The sequence below is a fragment of the Flavobacterium sp. genome, from assembly GCF_031537875.1.
Taxonomy (GTDB): domain Bacteria; phylum Bacteroidota; class Bacteroidia; order Flavobacteriales; family Flavobacteriaceae; genus Flavobacterium.
In genome coordinates this window covers 175,132-192,475 of record NZ_JAVKNB010000010.1, presented here as the reverse complement: position 1 = coordinate 192,475, position 17,344 = coordinate 175,132, and the positions used below count along the sequence as shown (strand labels likewise).

Annotated in this window: 17 protein-coding genes; 8 read left to right on the top strand and 9 right to left on the bottom strand. The window is 35.2% G+C overall.

Annotated features, from left to right (window positions below):
* Positions 1–4 precede the first annotated feature (4 nt).
* Complete coding sequence (locus tag RMR09_RS06060; RefSeq protein WP_310594905.1) at positions 5–1,123, top strand: GTP cyclohydrolase; 1,119 nt, start codon at positions 5–7, stop codon at positions 1,121–1,123.
* A 68-nt stretch (positions 1,124–1,191) separates the two neighbouring features.
* On the opposite strand, the gene RMR09_RS06055 is transcribed toward RMR09_RS06060, so the two are convergent.
* Positions 1,192–2,451, bottom strand: a complete 1,260-nt coding sequence (locus tag RMR09_RS06055; RefSeq protein WP_310594904.1) for an aminotransferase class I/II-fold pyridoxal phosphate-dependent enzyme — start codon at positions 2,449–2,451, stop codon at positions 1,192–1,194.
* Between the two features lie 475 nt (positions 2,452–2,926).
* Between RMR09_RS06055 and RMR09_RS06050 the strand changes: the two genes are divergently transcribed.
* Positions 2,927–3,508: a non-canonical purine NTP diphosphatase gene (locus tag RMR09_RS06050; protein WP_310594903.1), complete on the top strand. Its 582-nt coding sequence runs from the start codon at positions 2,927–2,929 to the stop codon at positions 3,506–3,508.
* Here RMR09_RS06050 and RMR09_RS06045 read toward each other — a convergent pair.
* Complete coding sequence (locus RMR09_RS06045) at positions 3,480–4,091, bottom strand: trimeric intracellular cation channel family protein (RefSeq protein ID WP_310594902.1); 612 nt, start codon at positions 4,089–4,091, stop codon at positions 3,480–3,482. The two genes, RMR09_RS06050 and RMR09_RS06045, sit on opposite strands and share 29 nt — an antisense overlap.
* A gap of 182 nt (positions 4,092–4,273) precedes the next feature.
* Here RMR09_RS06045 and RMR09_RS06040 point away from each other — a divergent pair, with 182 nt between their 5' ends.
* A complete protein-coding gene (locus tag RMR09_RS06040; protein ID WP_310594901.1) occupies positions 4,274–6,166 on the top strand; it encodes a DEAD/DEAH box helicase in 1,893 nt (630 codons plus the stop codon).
* Positions 6,167–6,252: 86 nt separating this feature from the next.
* Positions 6,253–7,020 (top strand): carboxypeptidase-like regulatory domain-containing protein, encoded by a 768-nt coding sequence (locus tag RMR09_RS06035; RefSeq protein ID WP_310594900.1) that lies wholly within the window; start codon positions 6,253–6,255, stop codon positions 7,018–7,020.
* A gap of 71 nt (positions 7,021–7,091) precedes the next feature.
* On the opposite strand, the gene RMR09_RS06030 is transcribed toward RMR09_RS06035, so the two are convergent.
* Entirely contained in the window at positions 7,092–8,555 is a 1,464-nt protein-coding gene (locus RMR09_RS06030; protein WP_310594899.1) for an aminoacyl-histidine dipeptidase, read from the bottom strand.
* A 100-nt stretch (positions 8,556–8,655) separates the two neighbouring features.
* On the opposite strand from RMR09_RS06030, the gene RMR09_RS06025 reads away from it, so the two are divergent.
* The 3 genes from RMR09_RS06025 (at position 8,656) to RMR09_RS06015 (ending at position 10,979) form a co-directional block, all read left to right on the top strand.
* Positions 8,656–9,717 (top strand): DUF3810 domain-containing protein, encoded by a 1,062-nt coding sequence (locus tag RMR09_RS06025; RefSeq protein WP_310594898.1) that lies wholly within the window; start codon positions 8,656–8,658, stop codon positions 9,715–9,717.
* A gap of 147 nt (positions 9,718–9,864) precedes the next feature.
* Positions 9,865–10,368 (top strand): sigma-70 family RNA polymerase sigma factor, encoded by a 504-nt coding sequence (locus RMR09_RS06020; protein WP_310594897.1) that lies wholly within the window; start codon positions 9,865–9,867, stop codon positions 10,366–10,368.
* Complete coding sequence (locus RMR09_RS06015) at positions 10,365–10,979, top strand: hypothetical protein (protein ID WP_310594896.1); 615 nt, start codon at positions 10,365–10,367, stop codon at positions 10,977–10,979. The genes RMR09_RS06020 and RMR09_RS06015 overlap by 4 nt, the downstream gene beginning before the upstream one ends.
* 29 nt (positions 10,980–11,008) lie before the next feature.
* Here the strand turns inward: RMR09_RS06015 and RMR09_RS06010 are convergent, their stop codons facing one another.
* Positions 11,009–11,818, bottom strand: coding sequence for a lysophospholipid acyltransferase family protein (locus RMR09_RS06010; protein ID WP_310594895.1), 810 nt, complete (start codon positions 11,816–11,818; stop codon positions 11,009–11,011).
* An 84-nt stretch (positions 11,819–11,902) separates the two neighbouring features.
* On the bottom strand, positions 11,903–12,547 hold the full coding sequence (locus RMR09_RS06005; RefSeq protein WP_310594894.1) for a CoA pyrophosphatase: 645 nt from the start codon (positions 12,545–12,547) through the stop codon (positions 11,903–11,905).
* A gap of 90 nt (positions 12,548–12,637) precedes the next feature.
* On the opposite strand from RMR09_RS06005, the gene RMR09_RS06000 reads away from it, so the two are divergent.
* The gene (locus tag RMR09_RS06000) at positions 12,638–13,078 is read left to right on the top strand and encodes a DUF4268 domain-containing protein (protein WP_310594893.1); all 441 of its coding nucleotides are present in this window, start codon (positions 12,638–12,640) and stop codon (positions 13,076–13,078) included.
* On the opposite strand, the gene RMR09_RS05995 is transcribed toward RMR09_RS06000, so the two are convergent.
* The 4 genes from RMR09_RS05995 to mnmA are packed head-to-tail and all read right to left on the bottom strand — an operon-like array spanning position 13,079 to position 17,280.
* Positions 13,079–13,492 carry a hypothetical protein gene (locus RMR09_RS05995; protein WP_310594892.1) on the bottom strand — a complete coding sequence of 138 codons (414 nt, stop codon included), beginning with the start codon at positions 13,490–13,492 and terminating at the stop codon, positions 13,079–13,081.
* Between the two features lie 9 nt (positions 13,493–13,501).
* Positions 13,502–14,446 (bottom strand): nitronate monooxygenase, encoded by a 945-nt coding sequence (locus RMR09_RS05990; RefSeq protein ID WP_310594891.1) that lies wholly within the window; start codon positions 14,444–14,446, stop codon positions 13,502–13,504.
* 6 nt (positions 14,447–14,452) lie between these two features.
* The gene (locus RMR09_RS05985) at positions 14,453–16,054 is read right to left on the bottom strand and encodes a S8 family serine peptidase (RefSeq protein ID WP_310594890.1); all 1,602 of its coding nucleotides are present in this window, start codon (positions 16,052–16,054) and stop codon (positions 14,453–14,455) included.
* Between the two features lie 38 nt (positions 16,055–16,092).
* Positions 16,093–17,280, bottom strand: a complete 1,188-nt coding sequence (gene mnmA / locus RMR09_RS05980) for a tRNA 2-thiouridine(34) synthase MnmA (RefSeq protein ID WP_310594889.1) — start codon at positions 17,278–17,280, stop codon at positions 16,093–16,095.
* Positions 17,281–17,344 lie beyond the last annotated feature (64 nt).

Sequence of the window (17,344 nt, the reverse complement as noted above, 5' to 3'; positions counted from 1 at the left end):
TACCATGATTCAAATTAAAGAAGCGATTACTAAAAGTGAATTGACTGACTATATCAAATTCCCTTTTTTCTTATACAAAGACAATCAATATTGGGTACCACCCATTATTGCTGACGAATTAGAAACCTTTGACAAAACCAAAAACCCAGCTTTCGAAAATGCCGAAGCCTATTTTTATTTGGCGTATCGCAACAATGAAATTGTAGGCCGAATAGCCGCTATCATCAATTGGGAAGAAGTCAACAACCAACAAAAAAAGAAAGTTCGCTTCGGGTGGTTTGACGTAATTGATAATGTTGAAGTAACCCAAGCCTTGCTAGAAAAAGTGTATGAATTGGGTCGGAAAAATAAGTTAGAATATGTTGAAGGTCCAATGGGATTTTCAAATCTAGACAAAGTAGGCGTTCTTACCGAAGGGTTTGAAGAAATAGGCACCATGATTACGTGGTACAACCATCCGTATTATGCTAAGCATTTCGAACAATTGGGTTATGCGGTTGAAAAAGAATATTTAGAAAATAAGTTTCCTTTTGCAAATGTTAAACTAGAACATTTTGACAAAGCACAGGAATTAATCAAAAGGCGTTACCAACTTCGCCCAATCAACTTCAAGAAGACTAAAGACGTTATGCCTTATGTGGACAAAATGTTTGATTTGTTCAATGCTTCCTATGCTAATTTATCATCATTTGTTGCTATTTCAGATGTTCAAAAAGAGTATTTCAAGAAAAAATACATCAGCTTCATCAATCCGGAATATATCAAATTTGTTGAAGATAAAGACGGTAATTTAGTGGCTTTTGCCATTGTGATGCCTAGTTTTTCAAAGGCATTGCAAAAAGCCAAAGGAAAACTTTTCCCTTTTGGACTCTTTCATTTATTAAATGCAAGAAACAATAGTAAAGACGTTACTTTTTATTTGATTGGAGTGCATCCAGAATACCAAAACAAGGGTGTTCACGCGATTATTTTCAAAGAGTACCACACTACTTTTACCGAGAAAGGAATTCAAAATTGCATCCGAACACCAGAACTGATTGACAACCATGCAATACACCTGTTGTGGAAAAACTTTGACCCTAAAATTGTTTGTCGTAGAAAAACGTTTCGAATAGAATTATAAAAATTTATGCATAAAAAAATCCATTCAAACGAATGGATTTTTTATTTATCAAAGTAGGGGTTTCTTAGTTAAGAAACATCAATTGTAGTTTTTTCAGCAATTTGCTTATACGTTCCGTTTACTAATTTTTCACGGATGGCTTCAAAAGCAGCCAAGGTTTCGTCAATATCAGCCAAAGTATGAGAAGCTGTAGGAATCATACGCAACAAGATAATTCCTTTTGGAATTACAGGATACACCACAATAGACAAGAAAATTCCGTAATTCTCTCTCAAATCGTTTACCATAATCATCGCTTCAGGAATAGATCCTTCAAGATATACCGGTGTAATACAGGTATTTGTATCTCCGATATTAAAACCTCTTTCTTTTAATCCATTTTGCAACGCATTTACATTAACCCACAATTTATCTTTAATTTCAGACGATTGACGCAGTAATTCCAAACGTTTCAATGAACCAATCGTTTGAATCATTGGCAACGCTTTAGCAAACATTTGCGAACGTAAATTGTATTTTAAGTAATCGATAATATCTTTATCCGCTGCTACGAAAGCACCAATATTAGCCATTGATTTAGCAAAAGTAGAAAAATACACATCGATATCATCTTGGACACCTTGCTCTTCACCTGCTCCGGCTCCTGTTTTTCCTAGTGTACCAAAACCATGCGCATCATCTACTAACAAACGGAAGTTGTATTTCTTTTTCATTTCAACCACTTCCTTCAACTTTCCTTGTTGACCACGCATTCCAAAAACACCTTCGGTAATGAACAAAATTCCGCCTCCAGTTTCTTCTGCTAATTTTGTGGCACGTTGCAAGTTTTTCTCCATACTCTCCACATCGTTATGGCGGTATGTGAAACGTTTCCCCATGTGCAAACGAACTCCATCAATAATACAAGCATGTGCATCAACATCATACACAATTACATCATTTTTAGTTACCAAAGCATCAATAATAGACACCATTCCTTGGTAACCAAAATTCAATAAATAGGCTGACTCTTTCATTACAAAAGCAGCCAATTCTTGTTCTAATTGTTCGTGGTATTTAGTATGACCACTCATCATACGAGCTCCCATAGGATAGGCAGCACCGTATTCAATAGCAGCCTCAGTATCCGCTTTACGCACTTCTGGATGATTGGCAAGACCTAAATAGTCATTCAAACTCCAGTTCAAAATATCTTTCCCTTGAAATTTCATTCTTGGTCCTAATTCGCCTTCCAATTTTGGAAAAACAAAATAACCTTCTGCTTGTGAAGCCCATTTCCCTAACGGACCTTTATTTGTCTGAATTCTTTCGAATAAATCTTTTACCATAATTATATGTAAGGGATTATTTATTTTAAACCAGCAGCAAAAATAATTATTTAAAATTTATAAAAGAATTGAAAGCAAATTTATTTTTGAGAGCTTAATCATACTATATCTTACAATCTTACCCAGTTTATAGTAAAACCTACCTGTAAAGAAGTTTTTTTCACTACTCCCTAAACTTCGAGACTGAAATAAATAAAAAAAGGAGGACCTTTAGAGTCCTCCAGTTGTAGATTTTGAGATACCATTATCTTACCGATACTTTTTACTCGTATGGTAGACTATTGAACTGTCAACCAATCCTAAGTTAAGGAATATTGACATACTCAAGCACCATCAAAAACACACCTAAAGTTAATTATTAAACTTATATAAAATATTATAAATCAATATTTTAACATCAAAATAACATTTTTAATTTTATCAAAAATTAAGAACTCAAATTTCAATACCTTTGAAAATAAATCAAACCTAAATTATGCAACTCGTTTTCGCTTCTAACAATAAAAATAAAATCAAAGAAATTCAATTACTCGTTTCTGATACTATTCAGATTTTAAGTTTGGAAGAAATTGGTTGTACCGAAGATATTCCCGAAACTGCAGACACGATTGAAGGAAATGCTATTTTAAAAGCCAATTATGTAACTGAAAAATTCGGTTTTAATTGTTTTGCTGATGATTCTGGTCTTGAAGTAGATGCTTTGAATGGCGAACCCGGCGTTTTTTCGGCGAGATATGCAGGCGAACCTAAAAATGACGAAAATAATATTGACAAACTATTAGTCAATTTAAAAGAAATTGAAAATAAAAAAGCCAATTTCAAAACCGTAATTTGTTTGAACATCAATGGAGAACAACAACTTTTTACAGGTATCATAAACGGACAAATTATCGAGGAAAGAGTCGGCACAAACGGATTTGGATACGATCCTATTTTTGTGGCGGATGGCTACCAAAAAACCTTTGCAGAACTGACCTTAGAAGAAAAATCAAACATCAGTCATCGTGGAATCGCAGTAAAACAATTGATTACTTTTTTGCAAAAACAGTTCCGATAGGCAAACTCCAATTATTTTTAAATGCAATCAATCGAAAACTGATTATAAAAGAAACTACAATCAATGAAATACTATTGGACGCCACTTGTAGTTCTTGAAGAATAAAAAATAAGATTCCACCAACAATACACAGAGTAGCGTAAATTTCTTTTCGAAATAAAACTGGGATTTCGGCACACAAAATATCACGAATAACTCCTCCAAAAGTAGCCGTAATAGTACCTAAAATTATACAAACAACTGCATTTAAATGATACTCCTGACCAATTTCTAAACTTATTAAAGTAAATACCCCTAATCCAATAGTGTCAAACAAAAGCATGGAAGTTCTCAATCGCTCCAAATAACGATTAAATACAATTGAGAGTACAAATCCTAAGGTGATAATGTACACATAATCAATATTTAACATCCAACCAACTGGGGTTCTTCCTATCAAAACATCTCGCAAAGTTCCACCTCCCAAAGCTGTAACAAAAGCGATACAATACACACCAAACAAATCTAATTTCTTGTATATAGCAGTCAAAGCGCCTGACATAGCAAATACTAATATTCCAATAGTATCTAAAAATTCAAACATATCTCTCTTTTTCAGTAAAAGTAGTTCTCATTTTTCACATTTTTATTTTTTATTTTACTTAAAACCCTCTTTTAGAAAATACATCAAAATTCAACAAAACATAATTCATTGAAAATCAATAATTAACAAATTAGTTTATATGGTTTTTAAAACCTACCTTTGCAGCCAATTTAAAATAATATATGAACAAATTTGAACAATTAGGTCTGAATGAGTCGCTACTGCTGGCGATCAAAGATCTAGGATTTGAGAATCCGTCAGAAGTGCAAGAAAAAGCGATTCCAGTACTATTGGAACAAAACACAGACTTAGTAGCTTTAGCACAAACAGGTACAGGGAAAACGGCAGCTTTTGGTTTTCCACTTATTCAAAAAATTGATGCTGAAGACAGAAGTACACAAGCGTTAATTTTATCACCAACGCGTGAGCTATGCTTACAAATCACCAACGAGATTAAACAATACTCAAAATACGTAAAAGGTTTACATACAGTGGCAGTTTATGGTGGTGCAAGCATTACAGAACAAGCCCGAGAAATTAAACGTGGAGCACAAATTATTGTGGCTACTCCAGGTAGAATGCAAGACATGATTAACAGAGGTCTTGTGAACATTAAAAACATCAATTTCTGTATTCTTGACGAAGCAGATGAGATGTTGAACATGGGTTTTTATGAAGACATCGTATCGATTTTATCAGATACTCCAGACGAGAAAAACACTTGGTTATTCTCTGCAACAATGCCTGCTGAAGTAGCACGAATTGCTAAAAAATTCATGTCAAACCCAGCTGAGGTAACTGTAGGTAGTAAAAACTCAGGTTCGGCTACAGTATCACACGAATTTTACTTGGTAAATGCTCGTGATCGTTACGAAGCATTGAAACGTTTAGCTGATGCTAATCCAGACATCTTTTCAGTAGTTTTTTGTAGAACAAAACGTGATACACAAGCTGTTGCCGAAAAATTAATTGAAGATGGATATAGCGCTGCTGCCTTGCACGGAGATTTATCTCAAGCGCAACGTGATGGTGTAATGAAATCATTTAGAGGTCGTCAAATTCAAATGCTTGTTGCAACTGATGTTGCGGCTCGTGGAATTGACGTTGATAATATTACTCACGTAGTAAACTATCAATTACCTGACGAAATCGAAACCTATAACCACCGTTCAGGTCGTACTGGACGTGCAGGTAAATTAGGAACTTCTATTGTTATTGTAACTAAAAGTGAAATTCGTAAAATTTCTTCTATAGAAAGAATTATCCAACAAAAATTTCAAGAGAAAACAATTCCATCTGGAATTGAAATCTGCGAAATCCAATTGTTACACTTAGCTAACAAAATCAAAGATACTGAAGTAGATCACGAAATTGACAACTACCTTCCAGCTATCAACGAAGTATTAGAAGGATTATCTAAAGAAGAGTTAATCAAGAAAATGGTATCGGTAGAATTCAACCGTTTCATCAACTACTACAAGAAAAACAGAGATCTTTCTTCTCAATCTTCAGGTTCAGACCGAAGAGAAAGAGATGGAGCTCCAAGAGAAAACAACAATGGTGGTGCTACACGATATTTCGTAAACATTGGATCTAGAGACGATTTCGATTGGATGCAATTGAAAGACTTCTTGAAAGAGACATTAGAATTAGGTCGTGACGACGTTTTCAAAGTAGATGTAAAAGAAGGTTTCTCTTTCTTTAACACCGATGCAGAACACACGGATAAAGTGATGGAAGTACTTAACGGATATGACTTAAACGGAAGACGAATCAACGTTGAAATTTCTAAAAATGATGGTGGCGGAAGACGTGACCATAATGGAAGAAATTCTGGTGGTGGATTTGGCGGAAGAAGTTCAGCTCCAAGAAGAGAAGGAAGCTTTGCTCCTAGACGCGAAGGCGGTTTTAGAAGCGACAGAAATTCAGCTCCAAGAGAAGGTGGTTTCCGAAGTGAAAGAGGATCAGCTCCAAGAAGAGGCGAAGGAAGAGAAGGCGGAGTTTCTGAAAGAGCGCCAAGACGTTCTGAAAGCTTTGGTGATTCTTCAAGACCAAGAAGACCAAGAAGAGACTAACAGCTTTTGTTAATTTTCTTATAATTATAGAAAAACTACAAAATATTCCCGACTGATTTATTACTTTTAAAGTCTTAAATCAGTTTATGAAATATTTTGTAGTTTTCTTTTTCATACTACTTTCAGTACATCTTACTGCACAAGAAGTAGAACCCTCCCAAAAAGTTTCGGGAATTGTTGTTAATGACAATACTAATCAGCCCTTATCTAATGTAAATATCATTAACTTGAACAAAGTTCGTGGTGCCACAACCGATGCGAACGGGCGTTTTGAAATCAATGTACAAGTTAACGACACATTACACTTTACTATTCTAGGTTTCCAACCCCTACGCGTACGTGTAACTAATGATTGGATTAAAAACAAAAGTACCCGCATTCAGTTAACGGAAAAAGCAATTGCTCTAGAAGAAGTCATCATCAGACCTTTTTATCTAACAGGCTATCTTGAGGTTGATTCGAAATTGATTCCTACCAAAGAAAACTTCCGTTATAGCATTTCAGGTTTAACCCAAGGTTACGAAGCTGGAGAGTATTCGCCAAATGCCTTTGGTAGAGTGATGGGATCTATTTTCAACCCCGCCGATATGCTATATAATTTCTTCGGTAAAAAACCCAAAGAGCTCAAAAAGCTGAAGGAAATGAAAAAAGATGAAACTGTTAGAAAACTTTTAGAATCCAAATACGATAGAGAAACTGTTACCGCATTACTGGGTATTGACACCAAAGAAATTGCCGAGATTTTGCAACGTTGTAATTACTCTGAATCGTTTATCCAAACGGCAAATGATTTACAAATCTTAGACGCCATCAGTGGTTGTTATGAAGAATATAAAATATTAAAGAAAAAATAATTTTTCAATTTATTGCCAATAAAAAAGCCTCGTTTAGTAACAAACGAGGCTTTTTTTATTGTATTAAAACATTACTTCATAGGAATGTTACCTAAAATTTCCACTAAAAATTTCCAGAATTTTTTTGCTGAAGAAATGCTTGCTCTTTCATCTGGCGAATGCGCACCATGAATAGTTGGTCCAAAAGAAATCATATCCATTTCAGGATAATTAGCGCCTAAAATACCACACTCTAAACCCGCATGACAAGCTACTACTTTGGCTTTTTCATTATTTTGTTTTTCATAAATAGAAGTCAATACATCTAAAATTTCGGATTTAGAATTAGGAGTCCAACCTGGATAAGAACCTGAAAATTCTACTTCGCAACCCATTAATTCAAAAGCAGAACGCAAGGCATTTGCCAAATCCATTTTAGCCGATTCTACAGAAGAACGCGTTAAACACTGAACCGAAAGTTGACCATTACTTAAATCTACTTTAGCAATATTGTTAGAGGTTTCTACTAAATTATCAAAGTCAGCACTCATGCGATATACCCCATTATGAGCTGTGTACATGGCGCGAACAAAATAAAACTGAGCAATCGAAGGCATTACCTTTGCAGGAGTAGTTTTCATTTTTTCGAAAACAATCTCTAAGTTAGGTTCGGTCGTTTTTAATTCCGATTTGATTTCATTTACGATTTGTTGCATGTCAAATACAAACGCTTCATCATACACTTCAGCAATAATTACTTTTGCCACACTTTCACGCGGAACAGCATTACGTAAACTTCCACCTTGAATAGATGCGATTTGCAATCCAAAATTATCAAAGCCGTCAAATAACAAGCGATTCATAATTTTGTTAGCATTTCCCAATCCTTTATGAATATCCATTCCTGAATGTCCTCCATTCAATCCTTTAACCGTAATAGTATATCCAACTGATCCTTCTGGAGTAGCTTCTTCATCATATTCAGCTGTAGCCGTTACATCAATCCCACCTGCGCAACCAATGTCAATTTCGTCGTCTTCTTCGGTATCCAAATTCAAAAGAATTTGTCCTTGTAAAATTCCGCCTTTTAGGTTTAAAGCACCGGTCATTCCAGTTTCTTCGTCAATAGTAAATAAGGCTTCAATTGCTGGATGCTGAATATCTTTACTTTCTAAAATCGCCATAATAGCGGCAACACCTAGTCCGTTGTCAGCCCCCAAGGTAGTGCCGCGCGCGCGAACCCAATCGCCATCTACATACATATCGATCCCTTGAGTATCAAAATCAAAAATGGTATCCGCATTTTTTTGATGAACCATATCCAAATGCCCTTGTAGCACTACTGGCTTTCTATTTTCCATACCTGGAGTAGCAGGCTTTCTGATGATTACATTTCGAATATCATCTTCAAAAGTTTCTAATCCTAATTGGTTTCCAAAGTCTTTCATAAACGCTATAACACGGTCTTCTTTTTTAGAAGGACGTGGCACTGCATTCAAATTGGCAAACTGATTCCAAAGTACTTTAGGCTCTAAATTGCGTATTTCTTGGCTCATTTATTGTATTCGTTTTTAAGTATCAAACGAGCAAAGTTACAAAGTTTAAACTCGTTATGAATTGATATTGTGATTATATTTACATCCTAAAATGTATTTTGTGAAACGCCAATACCTACTACCCTATTTTCTCTTGATTCAAATCATTTTAGTCAAAGTAATTGGACTTTTTCCAAAGACTGTAGAACAATGGTATAGTAACGGACTGTACCCCTTAGTTTCTAAAGCACTCCGAATTGTATTTGGAAGCATCCCTTTCTCAGTAGGAGATATTGGTTACTTCATATTGATTGTATTAGCGATACGATGGATTTGGTATTCCCGAAAATCTTGGAAAAACCATTGGAAAAAAAACACACTTTCAATAGTGAGTTGTCTAGCACTATTTTATTTTTTCTTACATACGCTTTGGGGACTAAACTATTATCGCGAACCTCTTTTTGAGAAAATGAAAATTGAACGTGATTATACCGATGCCGATTTATTGGTTTTTACCAAAAAATTAATTGCTAAAACAAATGCTATTCAATCCCAAATAACCAATGATAAAAATGCAAAAATAGTCTTCCCCTATTCACAAGAGCAAGTGTTTCAAATGGATCCAAAAGGATATAAAAATATAGCTACACAATATCCTTTTTTAAAGTATTCTGAATTAAGTGCTAAAAAATCGCTTTTCAGTTTGCCATTGACTTATATGGGTTTTGGCGGTTACTTGAATCCGTTTACCAATGAAGCTCAAATCAATTATTTAATGCCTATGTATAATTCGCCCACTACGACTTGTCACGAAATGGCCCACCAAATGGGTTATGCTAGCGAAAGCGAATGTAACTTTATTGGCTTTATGGCATCTATAAAAAATAATGATTTGTATTTTAAATACTCTGGGTATAGCTTTGCTTTGCGGTATTGCTTAACAAATTGGCAAGTCCGAAATGAAACTGTTTACAAAAAATTGCTTCAAACCATTCATCCAGGTATTTTGAAAAACTATGAAGAGAGTGATACCTTTTGGAAAGCCTATGAGACTCCTATTGAAAAAGGATTTCATCTTTTTTATGATAGCTTCTTAAAATGGAACCAACAAAAAGACGGGATGGAAGGGTATAGTAAATTTGTCAACTTGATGGTTAATTATTACAAAAACAAACCCTTGTGAAAATAACAATATCAAAAATCAAATTCAATATCAAAAAACAATTGTAAAATCTGTGCACCAGAGGTAAAGAATAAAAAAAGTGATGCCTTTGTGTCTTTGCGGCAAAAAATATGTAACAAAACAACTCAATCTACTACTAATCCCAATATGAAATCGGAACTAGAACACTCTTTTGTAAAGCAATTGCGAGAGAATCAGAATATAATCCACAAAATTTGTCGATTGTATACTGAGGACGAAGACGCGCACAAAGATTTGTTTCAAGAAATTACGATTCAGTTATGGAAAGCCTATCCCAAATTTAGAGGCGATAGCAAATTCTCCACTTGGGCCTACCGAGTAGCATTGAATACCGCTATCACTTTATACCGAAAGACAAAGCGATCCATTAATACTGTAGGCTACGAAGGCAATTCCCACTTTGTCCCCGAAGTCCATTACAATTACGAAGAAGAAGAACAACTCAAATTATTATACAAAGCCGTCTACCAACTGAATGACATCGAAAAAGCCCTCATTTTTATGTATTTGGAAGACAAAGATTACACTGAAATTGCAGAAACATTAGGAATTAGCGAAGTCAATGCAAGAGTAAAAATGAACCGAATTAAAGGAAAATTAAAAAAACTATTAAATCCTCAAGGAATATGAAAGAGCTGGATTTACTAAAGAAAGATTGGCAAAAGAGTGAGGCCTCTTTTGAACAACTAAGCGAAAAGGATATTTATGCTATGATTCATAAAAAATCATCTTCTATAGTGAAGTGGATTTTAATTGTGAGCATATTAGAATTTGTAGTTTTGAATGGGATTGGACTTTTACTTCCTGATCCATACAATTCAAAATACAACGAGCTACACCCTTATTTAAGTATTGCAGTAAATTTAAACTATTTTGTTATTTTAGGTTTCATCTACTTATTCTTTAAAAACTACAAAACAATTTCTGTTTTGAACAATGCTTCAATACTTATCAAGCATATTTTAAAAACTCGAAAAATAGTTAACTATTACATCTATTGGAATATTATTATAGGTGGCTATATTGCTGCTTTCAGTTTTATAGACAGTTGGAATCAAAGTTGGAAAGAATCGGGTAAAATAGGTAGTATTCCTGACCATGGAACAGCTATGATACTACCATTTGTATTTGCTATGCTGTTTATAATGTTATTTATTTGGGCATTTTACAAATTATTATATGGTAATTTCTTAGGAAAACTAAAAACCAACTACGAAGAACTTCAAAAAATAGAATCGTAAAAAAAAGAGGCAAAGCCTCTTTTTTTATATTAACATTCCCAATTTCTCAATTTATTTAAGCGTTCTGCTTCATCTAATTCCTCAACAGGAATTACTTTTAAAAAGGAAGGATGCTGCTCAATGGCATATTCTACTTTTTCAACAATCTCGTCGATAGTGTCATTTTCATAATCAATATCCAACGGTTCTTTGATAATGAAAGACTGTAAAATCCCTTTCTTTTTCATGCGGAGCCCTTTTTTGTCAAAAGAGCGTCTAAAGCCATCAATTACAATTGGCACTACAATTGGTCTGTGTTCTTTAATAATGTGTGCTGTACCCTTTCTAACTGGCTTAAACGACTTGGTAGTTCCTTGTGGAAAAGTAATTACCCAACCATCTGCCAAAGCTATTTTAATATTCTCCGTATCATTCGGATTAACTTCTCGTTTTTCAGTTACATCGACACCTTTGGCACGCCAAGTACGCTCCACAGTAATCGCTCCTACATAAGCAAAAATTCGGGGTAACAATCCAGCTTGCATAGTTTCTTTTGCAGCTACATAATACAAATTCATTTTGGGTTGCCACAAATAACCCACATTTTTAATCGAATCTGTACGTCCGCTTAAACTCGCATTGAATACATGAAACATCGCAACAACATCAGCAAAATAGGTCTGATGATTTGAAATAAACAATACATTAGTATCGGGCAGGTTCTTAATAATCTCTGAACCTTCAATTTGTAATTCGTTAAATCCTCTATACCTTCTATGAGTCAAACATCCCAAAATTCGGATGAGCCACTTTTTTATAAATAGTATATGACCAAAAGGATTTCTCTTTAACAATCCCATAAATTAGGTGTGTTTTTAAACATTTAAAAAACAAACATACAAAATTTATTTTTGGGTGCAAATGGTCTATAAATACGTTTGAAATTAGGAAACAAATGTAGTTTTAAAAACTTCCTTTAACTCACTCAGCATCATTGCTGTAGCTCCCCACACAATATGGTTTTCGATTTCAAAAGCAGGAACTTTGATTGAATTGGCATAAGAGGTCTTAAGTTCTGTTTCTATTACAATTGTATCGCTTAAGAAAGTTGTAATTGGTAACTCAATAATTCCCGCTACTTCTAATGGATCTGGAATAAAGCTAATTTCTTCTCTACAAATTCCTAAAAAAGGATATACCATAAAATTACTTGGAGGTATGTACACCTGTGTAAATGATTTTACAACTTCAATTTGGTTGGGATGAATTCCAACTTCTTCATGGGTCTCCCGAATGGCAGTAGCAGCGAAATCAACATCCTCTTGTTCAAACTTACCTCCGGGAAAAGCAATTTGAGCCGAATGAACACCTTGATAAGAATTACGAACTATCAAGACCAGATGGGTTTTTCCATTTTTAGGATAACATAACATTAAAACAGCAGCAGTTCTTGGATTTTTATTATCCACAGAATTATTTTTCAAACTAACCACGCGTTCCAAAGGAGCCATTTTAAGATGCGCATCCATGGCGGGTAAGTTGGAAGCAATTAATTTTGGAACATATTGTAAAAAGTCTTGAAAATCCATAATCAAAGTCTATTTTTGCAATAACAAGAGTATATAAATTTAGTTTATAAATAGCAAGTACACAAACTTTCTACATCAAAATCAATACCTATGTACAGTAAAGAGGAAGCACAACGATTGAAACGTGAATTTTGGATTGCCTTTGCCGAAAAATATCCTAGAAAATGGCTTTTGTATGATACAAAAATTAAAGATTTTTCTTTTAAGTTTTATGTTGACAATAAAAAAGCGCAAGTTCTCATCGATATTGAACCTCGAAATGACGATAAACGCATCGCTTATTTTGAAAAATTAGAAGCACTAAAAAGTATTTTGGAAGAAGAATTCATTTCTGACCTTGTGTTTGAAAAAAATTACTACCTAGAAAATGGAAAGACCATTAGCCGTATTTGGATTGAAAAAGAAGGAGTAAGTGTTAGCAATAGGAATTATTGGGATGCTATTTTTGATTTTTTCAACGAAAAGATGATGGCTTTAGAATTGTTTTATGCCGAATATGACGAGTTCATCAAAGACATTGAACTACCCTAATTAATCCATATTAAAGATATTGTACACTATAATTTGATTGCCATAATTAAGGTACAACTGTTTTCGATTACCCTGTTTTTTTCTAGTAATGATTGACACGTTACAATCTACTCCATCATTGTCTTTACAAGTAAAACCATACACAATATCGGTTTCATTTTCTGTAGTTGGGAGGTAGTCTACAATCTCAAACAATTGTATAATTTGAGAATAAATCACAATTCTATTTTTGTTGGTATCCAAAGAAACCATCATTTTAGATAGTTCTAAATCGGACCATTCGCCCCATTTCCCTTTCTCATTTTTTTCTAACACACTAAAACCCGAAGTGCTAAATTTGTACACCTGCCCATAGGACTGTTGCCATCCTAAAGTTATCAAAAGAAAAAACAGATATCGAATTAATTTATTCATTAGTGGGTATTAAAAAGTCCATTTTGCACTTTCTTTTTGTGCCAATTCAAATTCAGAAATAATCTCTTCAATAATTTCACTCACTGGTTGAATCTTATGAATCAAACCTGCAATTTGGCCAATCTCTAATTCCCCATCGTCCAAATCACCTTCAAACATACCTCTTTTTGCTCTAGCACGGCCTAATAATTGAATTAAATCTTCCTTAGTAGCTCCTTTAGCATACAATTCTTGAACTTCTTGATAAAACTTATTTTTAATCAAACGAACAGGAGCCAATTCTTTCAAAGTTAATTGGGTATCGCCTTCTTTCGTATTCACTACCGTATTTTTAAAATTGTCATGAGCCGAAGATTCATTCGAAGCCACAAAACGGCTTCCCATTTGTACTCCGTCAGCACCTAAAACTATGGCGGCAAGCATCCCTCTCCCTGTAGCAATTCCTCCTGCAGCAATCAGTGGAATTCTGATTTTTTCTTTCACCATCGGAATCAAAGTGAGCGTAGTGGTTTCTTCTCTACCATTGTGTCCTCCAGCTTCAAAACCTTCTGCCACAATTGCATCTACTCCTGCTTCTTGTGCCTTTAAGGCAAAGGTAGAACTGCTCACCACATGAACTACTGTAATACCATTTTCTTTCAAATAAGGCGTCCAAGTTTTTGGATTTCCTGCCGAAGTAAAAACGATCTTCACCCCTTCTTCAATGATTATTTTGAGAATTTCTTCAACATTTGGATACAACATCGGAACATTTACTCCAAAAGGTTTTGAAGTCGCTTTTTTACATTTTTGAATGTGTTCACGAAGTACTTCAGGATACATCGAACCAGCACCAATTAACCCTAAACCTCCTGCATTGCTCACCGCACTAGCTAATTTGTAACCACTATTCCAAATCATTCCGCCTTGAACAATAGGATATTTAATTTTAAAAAGATTCGTAATACTGTTCATACTGTATTATTTTTTAATGATTTTGCCTGATTTAGAAAATCCTTCCGATTCGAATGTATAAAAATAAATCCCTTCTTGCAAATGAGATACTGAAAGCATAACAAATCGACTTGAACAAACTTGTTCAATACATTTTTGTCCCAAAATAGAATAAACAACTAAAGTTCCTTTTGTACTATTTTCTGGAAGATTGAAATGAATTTCGTCAGCACTTGGGTTAGGATACACCACAAAATCATCTTGGGTCAATTGCCCATTGGCTAAAGCCAAACTAAAATTAGGGATTCCATAACCAAATTGGGGATTGGGACTCGCATATCGATCTGCCGAAGTTTGCACCAATTGCCTAATTTCTTGATTGGTTTTATTTGGGAAAGCTTGCCATAAACTAGCAATCATTCCCGCCATAATTGGACCTGAAAAAGACGTTCCGCTAGCGGTAACTATATTCCCATATTCATCTGAAAGTACAGAAGACTGACCTTGTGCCATCACATTGGGCTTGACCCTTCCGTCATAAGAAGGTCCTATCGAACTAAAACTTGCCAATGCTTTTGAAGCCGTCACAGCCCCCACCGCAATTACCTCCGTTGCTTCTGCTGGCGCTCCCACATGTGGTTCTGATGTACCACCTTCATTTCCTGCCGAAGCCACTACAATCATTCCCTTCAAAAAAGCGATATTAGCTCCTTTAGATATAAAATTAGTGTCGCCCGTCATATCGGAGTACCGGTGACTATAATTGGGATTATCATAACCAAAATAGCCCAATGAAGTATTGATAACGTCCACCCCTAAACTATCGGCTTTTTCAGCGGCTTCAACCCAAAGCGATTCTTCAATTGGATTTTCGGATGTTGTGTCTTCCGTAATAAACAAATAATAGGAAGCATCCGGTGCAGTGCCTACCAAAGCAGTTTCTTTATAACCACCCATACTCGATAGCACCATTGTTCCATGATGATTTCCAGAATAGAAATTGGAAGAACGATGCACAAAATCATAGCCTCCCAAGATTTTATTTTGATCGCGCAAGCGTTGAAAAGGTTGCGCTGTGTTGACACCTGGAAATCCAGCATCCATAATGGCAATAATTTTGTCTGAAGCCGTGAAATTTTGTTGGTGTAACAACTGACCATTCAACATCTGGATTTGGTTAGCCGAACTTCCATAAGCAAAATCAATTTGGGTTTCCAATTTATTGATTAGGTTCTTAGGTTTAGCAATGGATGCCGTTTTTGCCGTTGAATTCAACGAACGATTAGCAAAAACTATTTTTTCGACAATAGCCAGATTTTTCAAGGCATTTATAGCCGCTACAGTTCCCCGAATATGGAGCGCATTCAACCATTTGGATTGAGCCATAACGGTAATCCCATTAGCTGATTTGATTTGATTGACAAAGGATAACGAAATGGGAATATCTTTGGCGTCCAAAGCAATATTTTGTCGAATTCTCCTGTCCAAAGCTCTTTGCGAAAGCATTTGCAAAGGCGCATTATAATAGGCTTGCGCATTGGATTTTGCATTAAAATAGACCCAAGCATCTTCTTGCGAAAAAACCATCGAACTGGTAAGCGATAAAAGGAAAATAAAAACAATTCTCATATCAATTTCTTTTACCTTTCTATGGCAATACATCTAAGCTAAGAAATTACTCCCGAACCTACTAATTCTTCGCCTAAATGCCAAGCTACAAATTGTCCTTCAGTAATAGCGGATTGTGGTTCGTCAAAGGCGACGTACATTCCTGATTCAAATTGGTGTAAAGTGGCTTTTTGCAATGGTTGTCGGTAGCGAATACGCGCCATTACCTCCATCGATTCTCCTTTGGCTAAAGCCAAATCTGGGCGCACCCAATGCACTTCCGAATTAGAAATAAATAACGCCTTACGGAATAACCCTGGGTGCTGACTAGTCAAACCCGTGTAAATGGTATTAGTTTCCACATCAGTAGCTATGATGAATAAAGGATCAGTGGTACCTCCAACATTCAGTCCTTTTCGTTGACCGATAGTAAAATAGTGCGCACCTTGGTGTTTGCCCACTACTTTGCCCATTTCAGGAGTATAGTTAATTTTATTCGCATCAAAAGCCAAACTTTCTTCTATCGAAAGTCCTTCTGGTTTAGCTATTTGATATACTGGATTATTTTTATCGATTTGAACAATTAATCCTGCTTTAGGTTGTAATTTTTGTTGTAAAAACTCGGGTAACCGAACTTTTCCAATAAAACACAAGCCTTGAGAATCCTTCTTTTCGGCAGTAATTAAATCCATTTGTGCTGCTATTTCGCGCACTTCTGGTTTGGTTAAATTCCCAATAGGGAACAACGCTTTTGCCAATTGCTCTTGCGACAACTGACATAAAAAATACGATTGATCTTTATTATTATCTGCCCCCGCTTTCAATTGGTATATCATTTTTCCGTCTACCTCAATTTCACTTTTCTGACAATAGTGACCTGTAGCAACATAATCAGCATCAAGGCTTAAAGCAATTTTCATAAAAACGTCAAACTTGATTTCGCGATTGCACAATACATCAGGATTTGGAGTGCGTCCCTTTTCATATTCGTTGAACATATAGTCCACGATTTTTTCTTTGTATTGTTCGCTTAAATCAACTGTCTGAAAAGGAATTCCTAATTTTTCAGCTACTAACAACGCATCATTGCTATCTTCTAGCCACGGACATTCATTAGAAATGGTAACCGAGTCATCGTGCCAATTTTTCATAAAAAGGCCAATCACTTCATACCCTTGTTGTTGCAACAAATAGGCAGCAACACTCGAATCAACACCTCCGGAAAGTCCAACAACTACACGTTTCATTTCTACTATATTAGGATTAAATGGGAGACAAAGTTACAAAACATTTGGCTGAATTTGGCTTTGC

Bases quoted from the DNA above. Each gene is read 5' to 3' on its own strand.
- RMR09_RS06060 (WP_310594905.1), top strand. From the start codon at position 5: ATGATTCAAATTAAAGAAGCGATTACTAAAAGTGAATTGACTGACTAT.
- RMR09_RS06055 (WP_310594904.1), bottom strand. From the start codon at position 2,451: ATGGTAAAAGATTTATTCGAAAGAATTCAGACAAATAAAGGTCCGTTA.
- RMR09_RS06050 (WP_310594903.1), top strand. From the start codon at position 2,927: ATGCAACTCGTTTTCGCTTCTAACAATAAAAATAAAATCAAAGAAATT.
- RMR09_RS06045 (WP_310594902.1), bottom strand. From the start codon at position 4,091: ATGTTTGAATTTTTAGATACTATTGGAATATTAGTATTTGCTATGTCA.
- RMR09_RS06040 (WP_310594901.1), top strand. From the start codon at position 4,274: ATGAACAAATTTGAACAATTAGGTCTGAATGAGTCGCTACTGCTGGCG.
- RMR09_RS06035 (WP_310594900.1), top strand. From the start codon at position 6,253: ATGAAATATTTTGTAGTTTTCTTTTTCATACTACTTTCAGTACATCTT.
- RMR09_RS06030 (WP_310594899.1), bottom strand. From the start codon at position 8,555: ATGAGCCAAGAAATACGCAATTTAGAGCCTAAAGTACTTTGGAATCAG.
- RMR09_RS06020 (WP_310594897.1), top strand. From the start codon at position 9,865: ATGAAATCGGAACTAGAACACTCTTTTGTAAAGCAATTGCGAGAGAAT.
- RMR09_RS06015 (WP_310594896.1), top strand. From the start codon at position 10,365: ATGAAAGAGCTGGATTTACTAAAGAAAGATTGGCAAAAGAGTGAGGCC.
- RMR09_RS06010 (WP_310594895.1), bottom strand. From the start codon at position 11,818: ATGGGATTGTTAAAGAGAAATCCTTTTGGTCATATACTATTTATAAAA.
- RMR09_RS06005 (WP_310594894.1), bottom strand. From the start codon at position 12,547: ATGGATTTTCAAGACTTTTTACAATATGTTCCAAAATTAATTGCTTCC.
- RMR09_RS06000 (WP_310594893.1), top strand. From the start codon at position 12,638: ATGTACAGTAAAGAGGAAGCACAACGATTGAAACGTGAATTTTGGATT.
- RMR09_RS05995 (WP_310594892.1), bottom strand. From the start codon at position 13,492: ATGAATAAATTAATTCGATATCTGTTTTTTCTTTTGATAACTTTAGGA.
- RMR09_RS05990 (WP_310594891.1), bottom strand. From the start codon at position 14,446: ATGAACAGTATTACGAATCTTTTTAAAATTAAATATCCTATTGTTCAA.
- RMR09_RS05985 (WP_310594890.1), bottom strand. From the start codon at position 16,054: ATGAGAATTGTTTTTATTTTCCTTTTATCGCTTACCAGTTCGATGGTT.
- mnmA (WP_310594889.1), bottom strand. From the start codon at position 17,280: ATGAAACGTGTAGTTGTTGGACTTTCCGGAGGTGTTGATTCGAGTGTT.